The organism is Bradyrhizobium sp. AT1, assembly GCF_001590795.1.
In the GTDB taxonomy this organism is placed as follows: Bacteria; Pseudomonadota; Alphaproteobacteria; order Rhizobiales; family Xanthobacteraceae; genus Bradyrhizobium.
Genome location: NZ_JXDL01000001.1, coordinates 5,065,698 through 5,085,679 on the forward strand (window position 1 = coordinate 5,065,698; position 19,982 = coordinate 5,085,679).

At 65.0% G+C, this 19,982-nt stretch carries 21 protein-coding genes; 11 read left to right on the top strand and 10 right to left on the bottom strand.

The window, feature by feature from the left end; translation table 11 throughout:
• Positions 1-30: 30 nt before the first annotated feature.
• Positions 31-591 (bottom strand): ATP-dependent protease subunit HslV, encoded by a 561-nt coding sequence (hslV, locus tag SE92_RS23525; RefSeq protein WP_063198754.1) that lies wholly within the window; start codon positions 589-591, stop codon positions 31-33.
• A gap of 185 nt (positions 592-776) precedes the next feature.
• On the opposite strand from hslV, the gene hisB reads away from it, so the two are divergent.
• From hisB to SE92_RS23565, 8 genes are all read left to right on the top strand, one after another.
• A complete protein-coding gene (gene hisB, locus SE92_RS23530; RefSeq protein WP_063198755.1) occupies positions 777-1,370 on the top strand; it encodes an imidazoleglycerol-phosphate dehydratase HisB in 594 nt (197 codons plus the stop codon).
• A gap of 65 nt (positions 1,371-1,435) precedes the next feature.
• Complete coding sequence (locus SE92_RS23535; protein ID WP_063198757.1) at positions 1,436-1,966, top strand: DUF2628 domain-containing protein; 531 nt, start codon at positions 1,436-1,438, stop codon at positions 1,964-1,966.
• Positions 1,963-2,613, top strand: coding sequence for an imidazole glycerol phosphate synthase subunit HisH (gene hisH, locus SE92_RS23540; protein ID WP_063198758.1), 651 nt, complete (start codon positions 1,963-1,965; stop codon positions 2,611-2,613). The genes SE92_RS23535 and hisH overlap by 4 nt, the downstream gene beginning before the upstream one ends.
• Complete coding sequence (gene hisA, locus SE92_RS23545) at positions 2,610-3,347, top strand: 1-(5-phosphoribosyl)-5-[(5-phosphoribosylamino)methylideneamino]imidazole-4-carboxamide isomerase (protein WP_063203718.1); 738 nt, start codon at positions 2,610-2,612, stop codon at positions 3,345-3,347. The genes hisH and hisA overlap by 4 nt, the downstream gene beginning before the upstream one ends.
• Before the next feature lie 3 nt (positions 3,348-3,350).
• A complete protein-coding gene (hisF, locus tag SE92_RS23550) occupies positions 3,351-4,124 on the top strand; it encodes an imidazole glycerol phosphate synthase subunit HisF (protein ID WP_063198760.1) in 774 nt (257 codons plus the stop codon).
• Positions 4,125-4,202: 78 nt separating this feature from the next.
• On the top strand, positions 4,203-4,529 hold the full coding sequence (locus SE92_RS23555; protein ID WP_063198762.1) for a phosphoribosyl-ATP diphosphatase: 327 nt from the start codon (positions 4,203-4,205) through the stop codon (positions 4,527-4,529).
• Between the two features lie 28 nt (positions 4,530-4,557).
• Positions 4,558-5,514 (top strand): type I pantothenate kinase, encoded by a 957-nt coding sequence (gene coaA / locus SE92_RS23560; protein ID WP_063198763.1) that lies wholly within the window; start codon positions 4,558-4,560, stop codon positions 5,512-5,514.
• Positions 5,515-5,615: 101 nt separating this feature from the next.
• Positions 5,616-5,855: a hypothetical protein gene (locus tag SE92_RS23565; RefSeq protein ID WP_063198765.1), complete on the top strand. Its 240-nt coding sequence runs from the start codon at positions 5,616-5,618 to the stop codon at positions 5,853-5,855.
• 4 nt (positions 5,856-5,859) lie between these two features.
• On the opposite strand, the gene SE92_RS23570 is transcribed toward SE92_RS23565, so the two are convergent.
• Both SE92_RS23570 and SE92_RS23575 read right to left on the bottom strand, forming a co-directional pair.
• Positions 5,860-6,918 (bottom strand): AI-2E family transporter, encoded by a 1,059-nt coding sequence (locus SE92_RS23570; protein WP_063198766.1) that lies wholly within the window; start codon positions 6,916-6,918, stop codon positions 5,860-5,862.
• Positions 6,919-7,024: 106 nt separating this feature from the next.
• The gene (locus tag SE92_RS23575) at positions 7,025-7,654 is read right to left on the bottom strand and encodes a histidine phosphatase family protein (RefSeq protein ID WP_063198768.1); all 630 of its coding nucleotides are present in this window, start codon (positions 7,652-7,654) and stop codon (positions 7,025-7,027) included.
• A 328-nt stretch (positions 7,655-7,982) separates the two neighbouring features.
• On the opposite strand from SE92_RS23575, the gene SE92_RS23580 reads away from it, so the two are divergent.
• Positions 7,983-9,650 carry a toll/interleukin-1 receptor domain-containing protein gene (locus tag SE92_RS23580; protein ID WP_063198770.1) on the top strand — a complete coding sequence of 556 codons (1,668 nt, stop codon included), beginning with the start codon at positions 7,983-7,985 and terminating at the stop codon, positions 9,648-9,650.
• A gap of 83 nt (positions 9,651-9,733) precedes the next feature.
• On the opposite strand, the gene SE92_RS23585 is transcribed toward SE92_RS23580, so the two are convergent.
• The 3 genes from SE92_RS23585 to SE92_RS23595 all read right to left on the bottom strand — a co-directional run bounded on the left by SE92_RS23585 (position 9,734) and on the right by SE92_RS23595 (position 14,188).
• Positions 9,734-11,959, bottom strand: coding sequence for a PAS domain-containing hybrid sensor histidine kinase/response regulator (locus SE92_RS23585; protein ID WP_063198771.1), 2,226 nt, complete (start codon positions 11,957-11,959; stop codon positions 9,734-9,736).
• A gap of 125 nt (positions 11,960-12,084) precedes the next feature.
• Entirely contained in the window at positions 12,085-12,552 is a 468-nt protein-coding gene (locus tag SE92_RS23590; protein ID WP_063198773.1) for a hypothetical protein, read from the bottom strand.
• 97 nt (positions 12,553-12,649) lie between these two features.
• Entirely contained in the window at positions 12,650-14,188 is a 1,539-nt protein-coding gene (locus SE92_RS23595; protein WP_063198775.1) for a YifB family Mg chelatase-like AAA ATPase, read from the bottom strand.
• Between the two features lie 228 nt (positions 14,189-14,416).
• Between SE92_RS23595 and SE92_RS23600 the strand changes: the two genes are divergently transcribed.
• The gene (locus tag SE92_RS23600) at positions 14,417-14,662 is read left to right on the top strand and encodes a PilZ domain-containing protein (RefSeq protein WP_011083489.1); all 246 of its coding nucleotides are present in this window, start codon (positions 14,417-14,419) and stop codon (positions 14,660-14,662) included.
• Positions 14,663-14,740: 78 nt separating this feature from the next.
• Positions 14,741-15,532: a tetratricopeptide repeat protein gene (locus SE92_RS23605; RefSeq protein WP_063198776.1), complete on the top strand. Its 792-nt coding sequence runs from the start codon at positions 14,741-14,743 to the stop codon at positions 15,530-15,532.
• A 19-nt stretch (positions 15,533-15,551) separates the two neighbouring features.
• Here the strand turns inward: SE92_RS23605 and SE92_RS23610 are convergent, their stop codons facing one another.
• From SE92_RS23610 to cpaB, 4 genes are read right to left on the bottom strand one after another with little or no spacing between them, the layout of a single operon-like run.
• Positions 15,552-16,841: a CpaE/TadZ family protein gene (locus SE92_RS23610; protein WP_063198778.1), complete on the bottom strand. Its 1,290-nt coding sequence runs from the start codon at positions 16,839-16,841 to the stop codon at positions 15,552-15,554.
• The gene (locus tag SE92_RS23615; RefSeq protein ID WP_063198780.1) at positions 16,838-17,572 is read right to left on the bottom strand and encodes a CpaD family pilus assembly protein; all 735 of its coding nucleotides are present in this window, start codon (positions 17,570-17,572) and stop codon (positions 16,838-16,840) included. The genes SE92_RS23610 and SE92_RS23615 overlap by 4 nt, the downstream gene beginning before the upstream one ends.
• Positions 17,573-17,618: 46 nt before the next feature.
• Positions 17,619-19,136 (bottom strand): type II and III secretion system protein family protein, encoded by a 1,518-nt coding sequence (locus tag SE92_RS23620; protein WP_157095945.1) that lies wholly within the window; start codon positions 19,134-19,136, stop codon positions 17,619-17,621.
• A 10-nt stretch (positions 19,137-19,146) separates the two neighbouring features.
• Positions 19,147-19,953 (bottom strand): Flp pilus assembly protein CpaB, encoded by an 807-nt coding sequence (gene cpaB / locus SE92_RS23625; RefSeq protein WP_063198783.1) that lies wholly within the window; start codon positions 19,951-19,953, stop codon positions 19,147-19,149.
• Positions 19,954-19,982: the final 29 nt, after the last annotated feature.

Below are 19,982 nucleotides of genomic sequence, written 5' to 3' on the forward strand. Positions count from 1 at the left end.
AGCTACACTGTCCGTCCACAGGTGGATCCTCTAGCCGGTCGCCAGGCTCTCAATCGTCAAATTCCGGTTCGTGTAGACGCAAATATCCGCGGCGATGTCGAGGGAGCGGCGGACGATGGTCTCGGCATCCTTGTCGGTATCGAGCAGGGCCCGCGCAGCCGAGAGCGCGTAATTGCCCCCGGAGCCGATCGCCATGACGCCGGCCTCGGGCTCGAGCACGTCGCCGGTGCCTGTCAGCACCAGGGAGACGTCCTTGTCGGCCACGATCATCATGGCTTCCAGCCGTCGCAAATAGCGGTCGGTGCGCCAGTCCTTGGCCAGCTCCACCGCGGCCCGGGTCAGCTGCCCCGGATATTGCTCGAGCTTGGCCTCCAGCCGCTCAAACAAAGTGAAGGCATCGGCCGTCGCGCCGGCAAAGCCGCCGATCACGTCGCCCTTTCCGAGCTTGCGGACCTTCTTGGCGTTGGACTTGATGACGGTCTGGCCGATCGAGACCTGCCCGTCACCGCCGACCACCACCCTGCCGTCCTTGCGGACCGTCAAAATCGTGGTGCCGTGCCAGCCGGGGGAGCTGTTGTGGGAATCCTGCATGAATGGTCCTCGTTGTCCGGCCTGATTTAGGCGGTCGGAGACGGGGGCACAACGGGCCGTTCCGGGCCGAATTTCGCTCACCATAGGCAGAAGTAGAGACCCGGCCGGCCGTTCCCGCAGTAGCGAAGGCGTCATTTGGCTGTTAATAGACTGCGTTTCCGGCCAAACCCCAACGAAAGCCTTCAATGCGCACCGCGACGATCAAGCGCAAGACCAAGGAAACCGAGATCGAGGTCACCGTGAACCTCGATGGATCCGGCGTGGCTGATATCGCGACCGGCATCGGCTTTTTCGACCATATGCTCGATCTCCTCGCCCGCCATTCCCGCATCGACCTCACGGTCAAGGCGGTAGGCGATCTGCACATTGATTACCACCATACCACCGAAGACACCGGCATCGCGCTCGGCCAGGCGGTCAAGCAGGCGCTCGGCAACATGGCGGGCATCACCCGCTATGCCGGCGTGCATATGCCCATGGACGAGACGCTGTCGCGCGTGGTCATCGATATCTCGGGCCGCCCGTTCCTGGTGTTCAAGGCCGATTTCCCCCGCGACAAGATCGGTGAGTTCGACACCGAGCTGGTGCGCGAGTGGTTCCAGGCCTTCGCCATGAATGCCGGCGTGACTCTCCACGTCGAGACCCTATATGGCGATAACAGCCACCATATCGCCGAGTCCTGCTTCAAGGGTCTGGCGCGGGCGCTGCGCACGGCGGTCGCGATCGATCCGAAGGCTGTGGGCGAAATCCCGTCCACCAAGGGCTCGCTCGGCGGCTGACGTCTTTCGGCCGGCGGCACGCGCCGCTCGCGGTATCACTGAATTTTTGGGAACGGGGCATCACCATGCCTGTCTACACAGTCCATGCTCCCTCCCCGGCTGGAGCCGATCTGCGCGCGACCGACAAGTTCGTGTTCGTGCGTGACGGTTTTCATTTCTGGGCGATGATCTTCGGCCCGTTCTGGTTGCTCTGGAACCGGCTGTGGCTGGCGCTGATCGGCTATCTGATTTTCGTGGCCGCGTTCAACGCGGGGCTGTCGAGCCTCGGTATCGGACGCTCCTCGATCTTCTTCGCCGATCTCATCATTGCGCTGCTGATGGGACTCGAGGCTGCGAGCCTGCGTCGCTGGACGTTGTCGCGCGGCAAATGGCGGCAGCTCGACGTGGTGATTGCCGACGACGAGGACACCGCCGAGCGCCGCTTCTTCGAGCGCTGGAGCCAGAAACAGCACGGCATCGTCAACGATCAATGGGCCGTCGATCGCGGCGGCCCGCCGCCGACCCGCTCAACGCCGGGTCAGCAATTCTCGAACCCGCCGCCGATTCCGGCCGGCGGCATCATTGGATTGTTTCCAGAACCGGGAGGGTCAAGATGAGCGTCGCCATCATCGATTACGGTTCCGGGAATCTGCATTCCGCCGCGAAAGCCTTCGAGCGCGCCGCGCGCAGCCTTGAGAACCCGCAAAAGGTCTTTGTCACCAGCGATCCGGACCAGGCTTACGAGGCTGACCGCCTTGTACTGCCGGGCGTCGGCGCCTTCGCCGATTGCCGGCGCGGCCTCGATGCCGTCAACGGCATGGTCGAGGCGATCACGGAAGCTGTGCGCGTCAAGGCGCGGCCGTTCTTCGGCATCTGTGTCGGCATGCAGCTGATGGCGAGCCGCGGCAAGGAGCATGTCATCACCGAAGGCCTGAACTGGATCGGCGGCGACGTCGAGAAGATCACGCCGCGCGACGAGAGCCTGAAGATCCCGCACATGGGCTGGAATACGCTCGACGTCCTGCGCGAGCACCCGGTGCTGAACAAGCTGCCGCTCGGCCCGAAAGGACAGCATGCTTATTTCGTGCATTCCTATCACCTCAACGCCGCCAACGAGGCGGATGTGCTCGCGCGCGCCGATTACGGCGGGCCTGTCACCGCGATCGTCGGCAAGGACACCGCCATCGGCACGCAGTTTCACCCCGAGAAGAGCCAGCGCTTCGGCCTCGCTTTGATCTCGAACTTTTTGCGATGGAAACCGTGATTCTCTTTCCAGCGATCGACCTCAAGAACGGCCAATGCGTGCGCCTCGAGCAAGGCGACATGGCGCGCGCGACCGTCTTCAACCTCAATCCGGCCGCGCAGGCGCAGAGCTTTGTCGAGCAGGGCTTTGAATATCTCCACGTTGTGGATCTTGACGGTGCCTTCGCCGGCAAGCCGGTGAATGCCGAGGCCGTCGAGGCGATGCTGAAGACGATCAAGATTCCGGTGCAGCTCGGCGGCGGCATTCGCGATCTCAAGACCGTCGAAGCCTGGCTCGACAAGGGCATCGCCCGCGTCATCATCGGCACCGCCGCGGTGCGCGATCCAGAGCTGGTGAAGTCCGCCGCGAAGACATTCCCCGGCCGAGTCGCGGTCGGGCTCGACGCGCGGGACGGCAAGGTCGCGGTCGAAGGCTGGGCCGAAACCTCGCAAGTCACTGTGCTCGAGATCGCAAAGCGGTTCGAGGATGCCGGCGTTGCCGCCATCATCTTCACCGACATCGCGCGCGACGGCCTGCTCAAGGGCCTGAATCTGGACGCGACCATTGCGCTCGCGGACGCCATCTCGATCCCGGTGATCGCCTCGGGCGGCCTCGCCTCGATCGACGACGTCAAGGCGATGCTGACGCCGCGCGCGAAAAAGCTCGCCGGCGCCATCGCCGGCCGCGCGCTGTACGACGGCCGGCTTGATCCCGCCGCCGCGCTCACTTTGATCCGCGACGCGCGCAGGAGCTGACACATGTTCAAGGTGCGCGTGATCCCCTGTCTCGACGTCAAGGACGGCCGCGTCGTCAAGGGCGTCAACTTCGTCGACCTGCGCGATGCTGGCGATCCTGTCGAGGCCGCCATTGCCTATGACGCCGCCGGCGCCGACGAGCTTACCTTCCTCGACATCACCGCAACCCATGAGAATCGCGGCATCATGCTGGATGTGGTCCGCCGCACTGCGGAGGCCTGCTTCATGCCGGTGACCGTCGGCGGCGGCGTGCGCGAGGTCAACGACATCAAGACGCTGCTGCGTGCCGGCGCCGACAAGGTCTCGATCAACAGCGCGGCGGTGTCGCGGCGTGAGTTCGTCAAGGAAGCCGCCGAGAAGTTCGGCGAGCAGTGCGTCGTGGTCGCGATCGACGCCAAGCGGGTCAAGCGTCCGGGCGGCGAACGCTGGGAAATCTTCACCCATGGCGGCCGCAACTCGACCGGCATCGATGCGATCGAATATGCCCAGGAAGTGGTCTCGCTCGGCGCCGGCGAGATCCTGCTCACCTCGATGGACCGCGATGGCACGAGGCAAGGATTCGACATCCCGCTGACCCGGGCGATCGCCGACAGCGTGCCCGTTCCGGTGATCGCCTCGGGCGGCGTCGGCAATCTCGACCATCTCGTCGACGGTATCCGCGACGGCCATGCCACGGCCGTGCTGGCGGCCTCGATCTTCCATTTCGGGGAATTCACCATCCGCGAAGCCAAGGAGCACATGGCCCGCCGCGGACTGGCGATGCGCCTCGATGCCTGACGACTCCCGTTCGCAAAAGTGCTACACAGGCCGGTGGGAAATGGCCTCCGTGGCCTCATGTGTTTCCGAGTAAGTCCGATGCCGCGTTTCACGATCCACGATCTGGCCGACACCATCGACGCCCGCGCGGCGGCCGGCGGCGAAGCGTCCTATACCCGCAAGCTCCTCGACAAGGGCGCCGAGCATTGCGCCAAGAAGTTCGGTGAGGAAGCAGTCGAAACCGTAATCGCAGCAGTCGAAAACGATCGCGCGCATCTGATCGCCGAAAGTGCCGACCTGCTCTATCACTTCCTTGTCTTGCTCAAGGCCCGCGGCGTAAAGCTGGAAGAGGTGGAGGCGGCCCTGGACAAGCGGACGAATATGTCAGGGTTGGAAGAGAAAGCGTCTCGCAAGAGCGGCAGCTAGCCGGGCTCTCAACGGAGAAGGTCGCGTCATGGATATCCGCGCACCCGAGCAGCAGTACAATCCGTACCGCATCTATTCGCGCGAGGAGTGGGCGCGCCTGCGCGACGATACGCCGATGACGCTGGAGCCGGGCGAGTTCGACCGGTTGCGCTCGCTGCACGACCGCCTCGATCTCAAGGAGGTCGAGGACATCTATCTTCCGTTGTCGCGCCTGCTCTCGATCTATGTCGATGCGATGCAGCGCCTGTATTACGCGGAGCGCCAGTTCCTCAACATCCGCGACCGCAAGATGCCATACATCATCGGCGTCGCCGGCTCGGTCGCGGTCGGAAAATCCACTACCGCCCGCGTGCTCCAGGCGCTGCTGGCGCGCTGGTCGCCGCGCCCGAAGGTCGAGCTGATCACCACCGACGGATTTCTTTACCCGAAGGCCTTGCTCGAGCAGCAGGGCATTTTGCAGAAGAAGGGCTTTCCGGAGAGCTACGATCTGCCGCTGCTGCTCAACTTCCTGTCTGACATCAAGTCGGGACGCCGCCACGTCCGCTCGCCGGTCTATTCGCATCTGACCTACGACATCGTGCCGAACGAATGGGCCGAGATCGACCAGCCCGACATCCTGATCGTCGAAGGCGTCAACGTGCTGCAGACCGGCAAGCTGCCGCGCGACGGCAAGGCGGTGCCCGTGGTCTCCGACTTCTTCGACTTCTCGGTCTATATCGACGCCGACGAGGCGGCGCTGCGGCGCTGGTACATCAAGCGCTTTCTGGCGCTGCGCGACACCGCGTTCACCAACCCGAAATCCTACTTCAACCGCTATGCGCTGCTCTCGGACGAGGAAGCCACGGCGACCGCGACCGCGATCTGGGAGCGTACCAACCTCGCCAATCTCGAGGACAACATCTTGCCGACCCGCCCGCGCGCGACGCTGATCCTGAAGAAGGGCGCAGATCACGCGGTGGAGAGCGTGGCGTTGCGCAGGCTGTAATCGCGGCGGTCGACGACGCCCGGGTTTGGTCGGGCAAATGTGTCTTTTGTTGCAGACCGGCAAGAGGTATTCAGCTATGACCTTCGAAACACGAGGGCTCCATGGTTGATCGTCTCAGAAGCGCCGCCGAGCATCTCGAGGCACCGACCTGCCCGGATTGCCATATCGAGATGAGGTGGTACCGATCCGAACTGCTCGCGGACGAACCGGTCCCGATCATCGCGCATCTCTTCGTCTGCCCGCATTGCAAACGCGCGGGCCAGGCGGACACCATATTCAAGGGAACCTCGGTGCCGCCCGACAAGCTGTCCGCGCCGCGCTGTGTTGCTTACGCCGCGTAACGGGTCATTTCCGGAGCTGACGTCCCTCCTTCGCGCCGACATAGATGTGCCACGCGGTCAGGAACATCGCGGCGACGAGCGGGCCGATGACGAAGCCGTTCGCTCCGAAGGTCGCAAGGCCGCCCAGGGTCGCGAGCAGCACGACGTAGCTCGGCATCCGGATCGACTGGCCGACCAGGATGGGGCGGAGGAAATTGTCGGCAAGACCGATCACGAAGGTTCCGAAAGCGAGTAGGATGAGTCCCTTCGTGACTGAGCCCGCCACAAGCAAATAGAGACCGACGGGAGCCCAGACCAGGGCGGAGCCGAGCACGGGCAGAAGCGAAAGCAGCGCCATGATGGCGCCCGCGAGCAGTGGTGCGGTCAGGCCGAGCAGCCAGAAGATCATCCCGCCAAGCGCGCCCTGGATCATGGCAACCAGGATGATGCCCTTGATCGTCCCGCGCACCGCCAGGGTGAATGCATTCAGGATCTCGGCGGTGTGGCTCGCGCGCAGCGGCAGCGCGTCGCGAATGCGCTCGTTCAGCTCGTCACCATCGCGCAGGAAGAAGAACAGCAGATACAGCATCACAAGCAGGCTCGCGACGAACTCCACCGTCAACTGACCGATGTTGATCGCGTGCCCGGCCAGCTGCTGGCCGGCGGGGACGACCAGGCTCGACAGGCGCTCTTTCAGGGCGGTCAGATCGATGCCGGCCAGGCGATCCGACAGGGAGGCGGCCCAGGCCGGCAGCGCGGCCTTCAACTGTTGCAGGGGATGAGCCAGATTGATCTCCCCGCTCTGAACGCGCTGAACCAGCTCGCCTCCCTGGTCGACGAGCGAGGCAATGACGACCCCGACGGGGATCAGGACCATGACCACGACGACAACGACGGTGGAAAACGCGGCGAGGTTGCGCCATTTCGGGAATGCTTCCACGCCACGTCGATAGAGCGGCGCGAAGATGATCGCCAGCAGCGTGGCCCACAAGATCGCGCCGGAGAACGGCCAAAGCAGCCAGCCGAACGCGAGGGTGATCACGCTTAGCCAGACCAGGAACGAGCGGTCTTCCGATGGTCTCACGTGTCGCCGGCCCTCCAGTCTCTACTCTCGGGACGTTGGTAGCACAGGTCTATGGCGGCGCGGCAAGTCACGCCCGCCTCCTCGTGCCGGCGGCAGGGTTGGCCTGTCATTTGCCGGTCTTCGCGGTCCAATCCGCCGGCTTGATGCGTCCCGCGAGGATGGCGGGACCGGAGCCGCTGGCCTTGTAGACGAAGGCCTCGCCCTCCTGCACGTCGCCGGCGTCCTTGCCGAAGGCATCGGCGATGTTGGTCTTGTGGGTGACCAGGACGGTGTTGGTACCGGCCCTTGGCGGCGTGTCGACGAGCTGACGCACGGCCTGGCCGGCCTTTGCATTGGCGCCGGTCGGGTTTGCCATTCCCGATGCACTGGCATTGCTGCTGTCCGTCAGCGCGTCGACCGGCTTGACCTCGCGGCCGGAGATCAGCTTGCCGGCTTCGATCGCACGGTTGAGCCGGCTGGTGTAGACATCGCCGATCGGGATCGCGAGCTCCTTGACCGCCGCCCCGATCTGGCGCGCCATGTCCCTGCCCTTGTCGCTGAGCTGACGCTGGGCGCTCATGTCGTCGAACTTGAAGGGGTAGACGTCCTTCTGGCTGTCGTTGGTGGCGGTGTGCCGAAAGATGAGTACATAGCCGCCTTGCTCGAGCGAGGCGATGAGCTCCGGCGTATCGGCCGCGGCGTGGCGGGCGAATCCAGCGAAAAGGACAATCAGTACGAGGCGGCAGAGCGCGTTCATGCGCGAAATCCTCCTGCAATGCCCCGAGGGATCGTGACGCGCAACGAGGTCGATTTCAATTGTCGTTTGCTAGTCGTGCTGACGGTTCCCTCCGAAGTCCTGGTCAGATTGCCAGCCGCCGTGATGCCGCGAGGCTGATCCTGAAGAAGGGTGCCGACCACGCGGTGGAGAGGGTGACGCTCAGGCGGTTGTAGGGCACGGCGCCACGGGTCGTTAGCCCCAGCTGCCAGGCGAAGAGCAGCTTGCCGCCCTGGTGGATTGCGCGTGCAATCTACCAGGGGTTGATGTTAGGTTTTTTAGTATTGCGGGCGGGGCAGGCCTAAAACCTATGGGACGCGATTTAGCAGCGTTTATTTCCTATCGTCGCCAGGATGCGTTCATTTCGATAACGGACGGCAGGCCTGATTTCGCCTTTATCGGCAAGCTGGAGCGGGCGCTGACTGCCGCCGGCTTCACGGAAGTCTTCGTCGATACCGAAGATATCGAGGTTACCGAGGACTATCGGGGCAAGATTGAGGTCGCGATCTCGAACAGCGATTTGGTTGTCGCGGTCGTCGGCGGCAAGTGGATGACCATTCTGAAGGAGCGGACGGGTACTGATCAATTCGACATGCTCGTGCACGAAATCTGGCTCGGTCTCGATCAGGAGAAGAAGATCGTGCCGCTTCTGGTGGACGATGCAGTCATGCCACGCGCATCCGAGCTGCCAAAATCCATCCAGCGATTTCACTACCAACAATCCCTTTCGGTCGAAACGACGTCCCCGCCGGATGAAATCACGTCGGAGCTCAAGGGAGTCGTCGATCGACTCAACCAGGAACGGCGGCTCAATGCGCTTGCGCTGCGTGCCTATATCATCTTCGCCTGCTTTGCGTGGTACTGCTGCGCGGTCCAAACCAATGTCGTGGGCCTATTCGAGTTCGGGTATCAATCGTGGGGCAAGATGGCCGCAATCTGGAGCGGCTTTTTCGTATGGCCCATCTTCTTTCTTCCACTGACCCTCTACGCGCTCTATCGCCCTGTCCTGCTGATTGTTGAAAGCGTCATCAGTTCGGCGCGCCTGCAGTCCAGACTCACCTATGCTTCCCCGCTGATCTTCGGCGTGGTGCTTGCAGGATTGGGCGTAGCGGTCGAACTGGAGGGATACGAGACGCCGTGGTCAATTCATCCAACCCTCTCGGGGTGTCCGACCGCCACTCAATCGAGCGAGTTCAGGCTCCTTTCCAGCTACAATCGCGACCCGGATGCGACACTCAAGCAGGAGTACGGTTCAAAGTTCTGGATCACCGATCCCTGTTGGCCAAATGTCTTCTACTATCTGACGGTGCCGATCTATCAGGGCAATGCCAAGGCTGAATATCTCAGCAATCGCCAGCCGGTCGCAGCCGAGTTTGGGCGCATGTTGAAAGACAAGGACGCGCCCTACTCGAAATCGTTCTACGCCTACATCTTGTCGTTCACGATCCTGATGTGGTTGCTCGGGACCGGCATCATGATGTCCATCTTCTACGTCGCGGTTCAGATCCGCCGCTCTGATAATTCGGTTCTGCGCCTTCCAAGCGAGAAGGCCTATTTGTGCCTCAGTTACACTTTTCTCACGGTGATGATCTGGGTGCCGTTTCGGATCAACACGAACTATTTCAAGTACCTGTATTTCTGCGATCATTATCCCGCGTGCGAAGGACTCGATCCCAAACTCTACTTCCCGGACATCGTGTTGGCTGCGCCGCTGGTCATTTGCTATGTGGTTCTGACTCTCGGTCTGTTGGTCAAATACCGCCGGTTGGCAATCGCGCTGTTGGGCACGTTTTCAGTTGCCGTAATCTTGCTCGTCGCGTTTGCTGTCTACTTGCTTAGAGAATATCTGGCGCCCCTCTCGGACTCCTGGGTCTTTGCCGTGGGCGTGTCCATTCCGATCATATTGGCGATGGCCGCCCTGGGTTATGTTTTCGATCCTTCGATCGCTCGCTTTAACGACGACAAGGCTCCCGACTAGTTTGGGCGCGATCGTCGGCGAGGGTCTGTCGACGCACTATGTGTCATTGCGCGTGCAATGGCTGCGCGGCGGCAGGGGACGTCCTACACCGCCAGCCGCCGCGCGGCCGCGAGCCCGGCCAGCGCCTCTTCCAGCTTCTCGCGGTCGAGCGGCTTGATCAGAAATCCGTTCATGCCCGCCTCGAAGCAGGCATAGCGGTCCTCCACCAGCGTGTTGGCGGTGAGCGCCAGGATCGGCGTGTGGTGGCCGCCGGTGGCGGCCTCGTGCGCGCGGATCCGCTTCGTCGCTTCGATGCCGTCGAGCTGCGGCATCTGGATATCCATCAGCACGAGATCATATGGCGTGCCGGCCGACGACGCAGCGAGCCAGGATTCCAGCGCGGCCTCGCCGTGGACGGCGATCACGACCCGATGACCGAGCTTCGTCAGCAACGAGCGCATCAACAGCGCGTTGATCTCGTTGTCCTCGGCGACGAGGATCGACAGGCCTTTTGCTGGTGTGGCGCCGGCCGCTTCAGCCGGCGGTTCCGGCGCGAGATCGGGTGAGGCGACCTCCGGCGTCAGCGCGAGGCGCGCGGCGAGCGAGGCGGCGCGCAGCGGCCTCACCAGAAAACCGGTGAAGGCCGGCGACAGCTTTTCATGGCGCGAGCCCGACGTCAGCAGCACGAGCCGCTGTGGCGCATGCGCGCGGGCCATTTCGCCGAGACGGTCGGCCACGGCAGGGCCGATCGCGCGATCGATCAGCACTGCGTGCCACGAGCGTTCGGGCAACAGCGCTTCGGCGACCGCCGCATCCGCGACCATGCAGGTCTGGCCGCCCCAACGCTCCAGGCGTCGCGCGATCAGCGAGGCCTCGATGCCGTCGGCGACAACGAGCATCGACTTGCCGGCGAGGTCGGGGCTCGGAAAGGCCGTCTGTCCCGCGCTGGCTTGCGATGGCGGAAGCGGCGCCGCGATCTCGAAGGTCGAGCCTTTGCCCGGCTCGCTCGTGAGCGTGATGCGGCCGCCCATGCGCTTGACGATGCGCTCGCTGATGGCGAGACCAAGCCCGGTGCCGCCATAGGTGCGGGCGACGCGCGCGTCGGCCTGCTCGAACTCACGGAAGATGCGTTGCTGCGCTTCCGGCGCGATGCCGATCCCGGTGTCGCGGACCAGGAAGCTGATCTCGTTCGGCCAGATGCCGGGCTCGACGATCAGCGCGACGCCGCCGTGAGCGGTGAATTTGATGGCGTTGCCGGCGAGATTGAGCAGCACCTGGCGCAGCCGCGCGGCATCGCCAACGACCTCGAGCGGAAGGCGCTCGTCGATATAGGCCGCGATCTCGAGCTGCTTGGCCTGCGCGCGCGGCGCGAGCAGCTCGGTAATCTCCTCGACGAGGGTCGAGAGCGCGAACGGGCGTTGCTCCAGATCGAGCTTGCCCGCCTCGATCTTGGAATAGTCGAGCAGCTCCTCGATCAGCGCCATCAAGGCCTCGCCCGAGGTCTTCACGGCCTTCGCGTAGGTCGCCTGCTCCGGCGTCAGATGGGTGTCGAGCAGGAGACCGCCCATGCCGATGATGCCGTTCAGCGGCGTACGGATCTCGTGCGAGGCCATGGCGAGGAAGCGCGATTTGGCGCGGTTGGCGGCGTCGGCCTGGTCGCGCGCCTCCGACAGCGCGCGTTCGGTTTCGGTGCGATCGGTGACGTCGCGTCCCACGCTCTGCAATTCGGCGGGCTGGCCGGCATCGAGGCGGACATAGCCCTCGCGCCAGGCAATCCAGCGCGCGCCGAGCGGGGTTGCGATCTTCTGGTCGTGGATGCGCGTGCCATTGCTCTCGCGCGCGCTGTCGCCCTGCTCGAGCACGTCGAAGTCGAAACGCGTGCCGACCAGCGCGCTGCGCGCCTGGCCGGCGAGGGCGCAATAGGCCTCGTTGGCAAAGGTGATGCGGCCGTCGGTCGCGCGCAGCACGATCAGATCGCCCTGCTGTTCGAACAGGCTGCGGGCGCGTTCTTCCGCTTCCTTCAGCTCCCAATTGCGGTCGATCAGCGCCTCGTTGTGGGCGGCGAGCGTCCGCAAGCGCTTGCCCACGAAGCGCAGGCGCATGCTCAGCGTCGCAAGGCCGAGGCAGGCGAGCGCGAACAGGAAACTGACACCGATCGCAAAGGCATGGGGATCGTAGCCGGAATTCTCCGACCGGCTGCCGGACACGAAACCATAGGCGCCGCCGAACGTCGCCGAGAAGATCATGAAGGAGCGGATCGCAAAGGCAATTCGGGGGTGCCGTCGCCTGAAGCGGCGCATGCGCACCTTGATCCGGAACGTCCGACCCATTGCCACCGACCCCGACTCTTGTCCGAAACCCCACCACCGCCGCATGCGACGATGGCGCGCCGACCTTGCGAACAGTTTGAGGCTTTGGGACCGCCTCCAAACAGGGTTGATGAGGTGTTAATGCTTCAGAGCGAGGCGGCCTGGAGATGGCGATGGCCGCCGCGGGCGCCGACGATCAGCGCCGCCGCCTCGCGCAGCGAGAACGATTTCGAGCGCACATAGATGCGGTAGTCGGCCGGCCCTTCGGTGGAGAGATAGACCACCGGTCCGCCATCGACCGGCTGCGCGGCAATCGAGACGAGGCGCGCCGCGGGATTGGCCTGGCAGGAGTCCGGCTCCGAACCGAGGCCGTCGTCCACAACGGCGAAGTCCGCCGCGTCCGCATCATCGGTGATCTGAACCCGTACCGTGGCGCGCTCCGGATCCTCGGTGAAGGCGACATGCACGCCGGCCGTCCAGAACAGCGAGGTCAGCTCGACCGAGGTGTCGCCGAGCGCGATGCAGGGATGTGAGACCGATCCGATCTCGCCGCGGGCGAATGCAACAGCCGCCAGGAGGGGAACAACCGAGGCCAGGATCTTGAGACGCAACATGACACTCTACTCGCCGAGGCCCTGGGGAACTCATCGGGCCTTATGGTTTGCAGAGCGTAAAGGAAACTCGTTACCGCCGGGTTGATGCGCGGAATGATCAAGCCAGCTGCCGCACATCCTCCGCGAGTGCGCGATATGACAGCGCCTCGGCCAGATGCAGCCGGCCGATCTTGTCGGCATGATCCAGATCGGCCAGCGTGCGCGCCACCCGCAGCACGCGGTGATAGCCGCGCGCCGACAGCCGCATGGTCTCGGCGGCGTCGCGCAGCAATTTCTGCCCCTGCGCGTCCGGCTTTGCGATCTCCTCCAGCACGGAGGCGGGGGCCTCGGCGTTGGTGCGGACATGCGGCAGACCCGCGTCTGCGTAGCGTGCGAGCTGGATGTCGCGCGCCGCCGCCACGCGCGCGGCGACCTCGGCCGACCCCTCCGCCGGCGGCGGCAGGATCAGATCGGCCGCGGTCACGGCCGGCACCTCGATGCGCAGATCGATGCGGTCCATCAGGGGACCGGAGATGCGCGCCTGGTAATCGCCGGTGCAGCGGTCGATACGGCCGCGCTTGCAGGCATAGCCGGGCTCGAACGCATTGCCGCAGCGGCAGGGATTCATCGCCGCGACCAGCATGAAGCGCGCAGGGTAAGTGACGCGATGATTGGCGCGCGACACCGCGACCTCGCCGTTCTCCAGCGGTTGGCGCAGCGAATCCAGCACGCGCGGATCGAATTCGGGCAGCTCGTCGAGGAACAGCACGCCCTGATGCGCCAGCGAGATCTCGCCGGGTTTTGCGCGCATGCCGCCGCCGGTAAGCGCGGCCATGCTGGCGGAATGATGCGGCGAGCGGAACGGCCGCCGCGCCGTCAGCGCGCCGTCCTTGATCTCGCCGGCGACCGAGGCAATCATCGAGACCTCGGGCAATTCGCCCGGCGACAGCGGCGGCAGGATCGAGGGCAGGCGCGCTGCCAGCATCGACTTGCCGGCGCCCGGTGCGCCGATCATCAGCAAATGATGGCCGCCGGCGGCCGCGATCTCCAGCGCGCGCTTGGCGCTTTCCTGGCCCTTGATGTCGCGCAAATCGAGCGTGGAGGCGGCGGGCTCGTGCACCTTCGGCGAGGGCCGCGACAGCACCTGCGTGCCCTTGAAATGGTTGGCGATCTGGATCAGCGAGTGTGCGGCGATGATCTGAATGTCCGGGCTCGCCCACGCCGCTTCGGAGCCGCACGAGGCCGGGCAGATCAGCCCTTCCTCGCGCATATTGGCGCCGAACGCGGCGGGAAGAACGCCGGCCACGGGCGCGATCGAGCCGTCGAGGCCGAGCTCGCCGAGCACGGTGAAGCCGCTCAGCGCGTCCGGCGGGATCGCACCGATCGCCGCCATCAGGCCGAGCGCGATCGGCAGGTCGTAATGGCTGCCTTCCTTCGGCAGGTCGGCCGGCGCTAGGTTGACGATGATCCGGCGCGCAGGCAGCGCCAGGCCCGAGGCGATCAGCGCCGAGCGCACCCGCTCGCGCGCCTCCGACACCGCCTTGTCCGGCAGGCCGACGATGGCAAAGGCCGGCAGCCCCGGCGCGACCTGCACCTGCACGTCGACCGCGCGGGCCTCGATCCCCTCAAAGGCGACGGTGGAAACCCGCTGAACCATGCTCAAACCAGCCTGCCCCTCTCGCACAATTAGGGGTAGCAGAGCCGGAGGCCGACCGCAAGAACAATACGGGAACGATCCCGGACGGCGGGCAAACCCTAACCGGCCGTAAACACCACGCCGACACTACGTCTCGAATGCGAGCTTCTCCCCTCAGCACATTCCAACGAATGTCCGCTACTTCTAAGCCTGCGGGATGGGCCGTGGTCTAACGGGTGAACAGTTCAAATGCTTGCAAATCGCCGGAGAAGCGAACGTCGGGTGTGCAGCCGGCTCGCCAAGATCCATTTTGGCGCGGGCTCGCTGCCGCGGGACTGCACGATCACGGATATCTCGGATGGCGGCGTGAAAGTGGTGGCGGAATTCCTGGAAGTGCCGCCGCAATTCACCATCATCTTCGCCCCCGACTATTCGCGGCAATGCCGCCTGCGCTGGCGCATCGGCTGCGAGTTCGGCGCGGAATTCACCGACTAGGTGTTCGGGACCGCGTCCTTAACGGGACTTTAGCGTTAATCGGTAAGCATCTCTGATCAGTTGCCGAGTGATCAGAGTATGTCCAAGCGTTCGTCCCTCGCCTCTCCTCCGGCGAGATTGCTGCTTCCCGCACTCCTGGTGCTCATCCTCGGCGGCTGCCAGACCGCCGGCATCGAGGATGTCACCGGAGCGCTCGGCGGCAAGCAGGAATCCGCCGCCAGTTCCAATACCAGGGCCGATGCCAGGCCGGAGATGGACGCCCTTCGCGAGCGTTACCGCGCCAGGCCGAACGATCCCGCAATTGCCCTCGAATACGGCAAGGCGCTGCGCGAGACCGGCCAGCGCGCGCAGGCGGTCGCGGTGATGGAGCAGGCGGTGCTCGCTCATCCCAGCAACAAGGCGCTGCTTGCCGGCTATGGCCGCGCACTCGCCGACAACGGCAATTTCCAGCAGGCCTTCGACGTCCTCGGCCGCGCACACAGCCCTGAGGATCCCGATTGGCGCATCCTGTCGGCGCAGGGCGCGGCGCTCGATCAGCTCGGCCGCAACGAGGAAGCGCAGCAATATTACGCCGCGGCGCTGAAGATCGTGCCGAACGAGCCGACCGTGCTGTCCAATCTCGGCCTGTCCTACATGCTGCAAAACAATCTGCCGAAGGCCGAACAGGTGCTCGGCCGCGCTTATCAGCGCAATCAGAACGATGCGCGGGTCCGCGCCAATCTGGCGCTCGTGCTGGGATTGCAGGGCCGCGAGGCCGAGGCCGAAATCCTCGTGAAGGCCGACCTGCCGCCCGATCAGGCCGCGGCAAAGGTCACCGCGCTGCGGCAGCTGCTGGCGAAGAAGCAGCAACGGGCAGGCGCGGACAAGTAGGTCCATGCCGCCCGAGCGGCTACGACGCCTTGCGATGCGGGGCTGATCCGCGCCCCGAGCGGCCCTTCAGCTTCTTCAGCAGCGGCTCGAGCAGCGAACGCTTCGGCTTCTTCACCTCGCCGCGGCCGGCGAGGCGGTTTGCCATGTTCTGAAACAGCTCGGTGGTGCGGTGGCTCTTGGAGACTTCCGCGATCATCTGGCCGTTATTGGCCGCGGTCGAGAACAGCTTCGAATCGAACGGGATCACCGCGAGCGGCTGGCTCTCCATGGTCTTGGCGAAGGCCTTGACCTCGATCTCCGCGCGCTTGTGCATGCCGACCTGGTTGAGGCAGTACAGCGGCGGCCGGTCGTTCGGTCGTGCTGCTTTCAGCACGCTCAGCATGTTCTTGGTGTTGCGCAAATTGGCGAGATCGGGCTCGGCGACGATCACGATGTCGTCGGCGTTCACCAGCGCGCGCCGCGTCCAGCCGGACCATTGGTGGGGAACGTCGAGCACGATGCAGGGCGTGGTCATGCGCAGCGTGTCGAAGATGGCGTCGAAGGCTTCGGCGCCGAAATCATAGACGCGGTCGAGGGTGGCAGGCGCCGCGAGGAGGCTGAGGCGCTCGGTGCATTTGGCGAGCAGGCGCTCCATCAGCGCGGTGTCCGGCCGGTCCTGCGACAGCACCGCGTTGGCGATGCCCTGCGCCGGGTCCTGGTTGTAGTCGAGACCCGCGGTGCCGAAGGCGAGGTCGAGGTCGATCACGACCGAATCGAGCGAGAGATCGCGGGCGATGGTCCAGGCCAAATTATGCGCGACGGTGGAGGCACCGACGCCGCCCTTGGCGCCGACCACCGCAATGACGCGGCCGGTGATGATGGCCTCGGAGGCCGAGAACAGGCTGCAGATCGAGCGGACGACGTCGAGGGTTTCGACCGGTCCGACCACGTAGTCGTTGACGCCGCGGCGCACCAGCTCGCGATAGGGCGCGGTGTCGTTGGGATTGCCGATCACGACCACGCGCGTGCCGGGATCGCAGACGCCGGCGAGGTCGTCCAGTCCCTCGAGGATGTCGCGCGTGCCGTCGGATTCGATCACGATGACGTTGGGCGTCGGCATCGTTTCATAGACTTCGATCGCCGCGGCAAGGCCACCGTCTTTCGCGGTGAGATGCGCCTTGGCGAGCCGGCGGTCCTGCCCCGCCGCGGTCACCGCAGCGAGCGTCTTCTCGGTCTCGCAAAAAGCCTGCACCGAGATGCGAGGGACCGGCGCGATGTGTTCGTCGGGGTGCTGCGGATCGTCCGCGTCTTCGTCGTGGAGACCTGTCATTTGCCGGTATCGCTGAGTTTGGCCTTGTCGGAATCGGGTGAGGGCGTCGCGATCGGCGTGCCCTTGCGGTAACGCTCGAAGGCAATGTCGCGTCGTGCGGTATAGGCGGGAGTCTCGGCGCGGGGCTGCTCGAGATCGGCGGGGTTGTCGATCATCGCGGCGAGATTGCGCTGGCTGGCGCAACCCAGATTGAAATAGGGCCGGTTCTCGTTGTAGCCGGGATCGAGGATGTTGGGTCCGATGTCTTCCGGCCACAGGCCGCAGGGGCCAGCGACGGCGGCAATCCGGGAATAGCTCAGGCGGATGGTGGGCAGCAGCCCGGGGTCTTCAGGGCGATAGGGGTGCTGAACGATGGCCCGCGACGGCACGCCGCCGGATGCGAGCACGGAGCGGATCTCCTGATACGTCGCGGCCGCCGCACGCGAATTCGCGCTGTCGACGGGGACGTCGACGACGACGGAGCCGGTGCCTTCGCGCACCCAGTCCCGCGCGATGCCCGCGACGTCCGAATGCTGCGCGGCCGAAAGGCCGCCCCTCGCCTTGCCGACGAAGATCACGGTCGACTTCTTGGCTTCCTGCACCGCGATCGGGTGGCGCTGACGATAGTCGGTCGGCACCGTCTGGGTGACGATCTCACCGGTGGTGTTGCAGGCGCCGAGCACGACGGAGAGGCCCGTCAGTGCCAGCGCGATGCCAAAGCTGCGGCGTCGATCGGCTGATGTTGTCGTCATCGTCCCCTCTTGCCCCGTTTCTCGCCCGGTCCCCAAACCGTCCGTCTCAGTCGATGATGAAGCCGAAATCACCCGGCGAGCCGCTGATCGAATCGACGCGGCGCGCGATGCCGTAGAGGCGGTTCATGCGGCCGAGCAGCGCCGACTGCGAGTCGGAGGCCGAAGCGAAGCCGTCGTCGGGCCGCGCCAGTTCCTTCTGGGCAACCGCGCGCACCACATAGGGCGTCACGATCACCATCAGCTCGGTCTCGTTGTTGACGAAGTCCTGGCTGCGAAACAGCGCGCCGATGATCGGGATCTGGTCGACGCCGGGCAGGCCGTTGATCGCCTGCTTGGTCTTCTGCTGGATCAGGCCGGCCATCGCCATCGAGCCGCCGGAGGGAATTTCCAGCGTGGTCTCGGCGCGGCGGGTCTGGATCGAAGGGATGGTGATCGAGTTGTTCGTTGTCGCGGACACCGCCTGCGTCAACGTGATCGAGTTCGTGTTCGACAGCTCCGAGACCTCGGTCATCACGCGCAGGCTGATGCGGCCCTCGCTGAGCACGACCGGGGTGAAGTTCAGGGAGATGCCGAACTTCTTGTAGGTGACCTGGGTGGCACAGGAGCGGGTGATCGGATCGCAATTATAGCCTGCGGGGATCGGGAACTCGCCGCCGGCAACGAACGTGGCGGCTTCGCCGGAGATCGCGGTCAGGCTCGGCTCGGCGAGCGTGCGCATGACGCCGGCGCTTTCCATCGCGCGCATGGTCGCGCTGACGGTGGCGACTCCCTGGGAGAGGCCGGCGACGCCGAGTCCGTTGCTGCCGACGAGAGGACCGCCGGAAACCGAGAACGGATTGGAGTTGTTGAAGTTCACCACCGCGGTGCCGGCGTTCAGGCTGGCGCTGAGATCGACGCCGAGCTGCTTGACGATGTCGCGGCGCACTTCGCCGACGACGACCTTGAGCATCACCTGGTCGCGACCGCGCACGACGATGTTGTTGACGACCTTGTCCGAGCTGCCGACCAGCTTTGCGGCGACCTCGCCGGCCTGCTGGGCCTCGACCGGGCTCGACACCGATCCGGTCAGCATCACGCTGTCGCCGACGCCTTCGATCTGCACACCGGGCAGCGACTGGCGCAGCGCCGCGCGCATGCCGTTGAGATCGCGCTTCACCGCGATGTCATAGGCGGCGACCTGCTGGCCGTCGGCGGTGAAGAACACGACATTGGTCTGGCCGACCTGGCCGCCGATGATATAGGCGCGCTGCGACGAGCGGATCACTGCATTGGCGATCTTGGGATCGGCCACCAGCACGTCCTTGACCTCGCGCGGCAGGTCGATGACGACGGATTTGCCCACGCCAAGCGAGAGAAAACGTGTCTTCGCCGACGCGATCGTCGCGACCGGCGACACGCCGAGATCAGGCGCCTGCATCGGTGCCTGGTCACCGACCGGTGCATCCGCAGCGCTGACCTGGTTTGGGGCTGAGAGCAGCCCCAGCATCAGCATCGTCCCCGCCAGGAACGAGCGCGCGCGCTTCCCCCGAATGCGCAGGCCCGTCCGATCATCCCCGTAGTTCATCATGTCCCCATCACTTCTGTGACGTTAGTTGCCGCGCCGATACGCCGTAGCGGATGACGTTGACGCCCCCCTGGTGCTTGGCTCCCTGATCCTCGACCGTACCGTCCACCGCGTTGGCATCGACGATGCTCCGCAGCGCGAGCTGGAGCGTGCCGCCCTGCCGCGCGGCCGACAGCGTGGCGACCTGGTCGGGCTTGAGCTCGAGCGTGACGGTCTTGCCGATCACGGCGTTCTGGCCGTCCTTTTCCTTCGGCGCCTGGTCGATCGCGAGCACGCGGATATTGCTGAGGACGACCTCGGACAGGATGAGGTCGTTGCCGCCGTTCGCGCCGTCGGGATTCTTCAGGCGCCGGGTCAGGACGATGTCGACGCGGTCGTTGGGCAGGATGAAGCCGCCGGCACCGGTCTCGGCCGAAATCTCGGTAGAGACGGCGCGCATGCCTGACGGCAGAATCGCGGCCATGAATCCGGAGCCTTCGGCCTTGACCAGCTTCTGCTCACGGATCGGCTCGCCCTGCATCAGCGGGACGCGTGCGATCGAGCCGGCGATCTGCGTTTGGGCTTCGGGCCTGCTGTCGCGGCGGATGAAGGCGCTGCTCGCGGTCGCCGCCGGCCATGACTGCCATTGCAGATCCTCGGGCTTGACGGCCTGGCCGAGCTGGATGTCGTTCTTGGCGATGAGGACTTCGACCGTCGGCAGCTTCTCGGCGACGGGCACGGCGGGCGCGGGCGCATTCTGATAGCCGCTTGCCAGATACGCAGCGACACCGCCGGCGGCCAGCGCGATGACGAGAACGACGATGCGTGCGGTGTTCATACGCTTTTACTCATACGCGGGGTCACTCG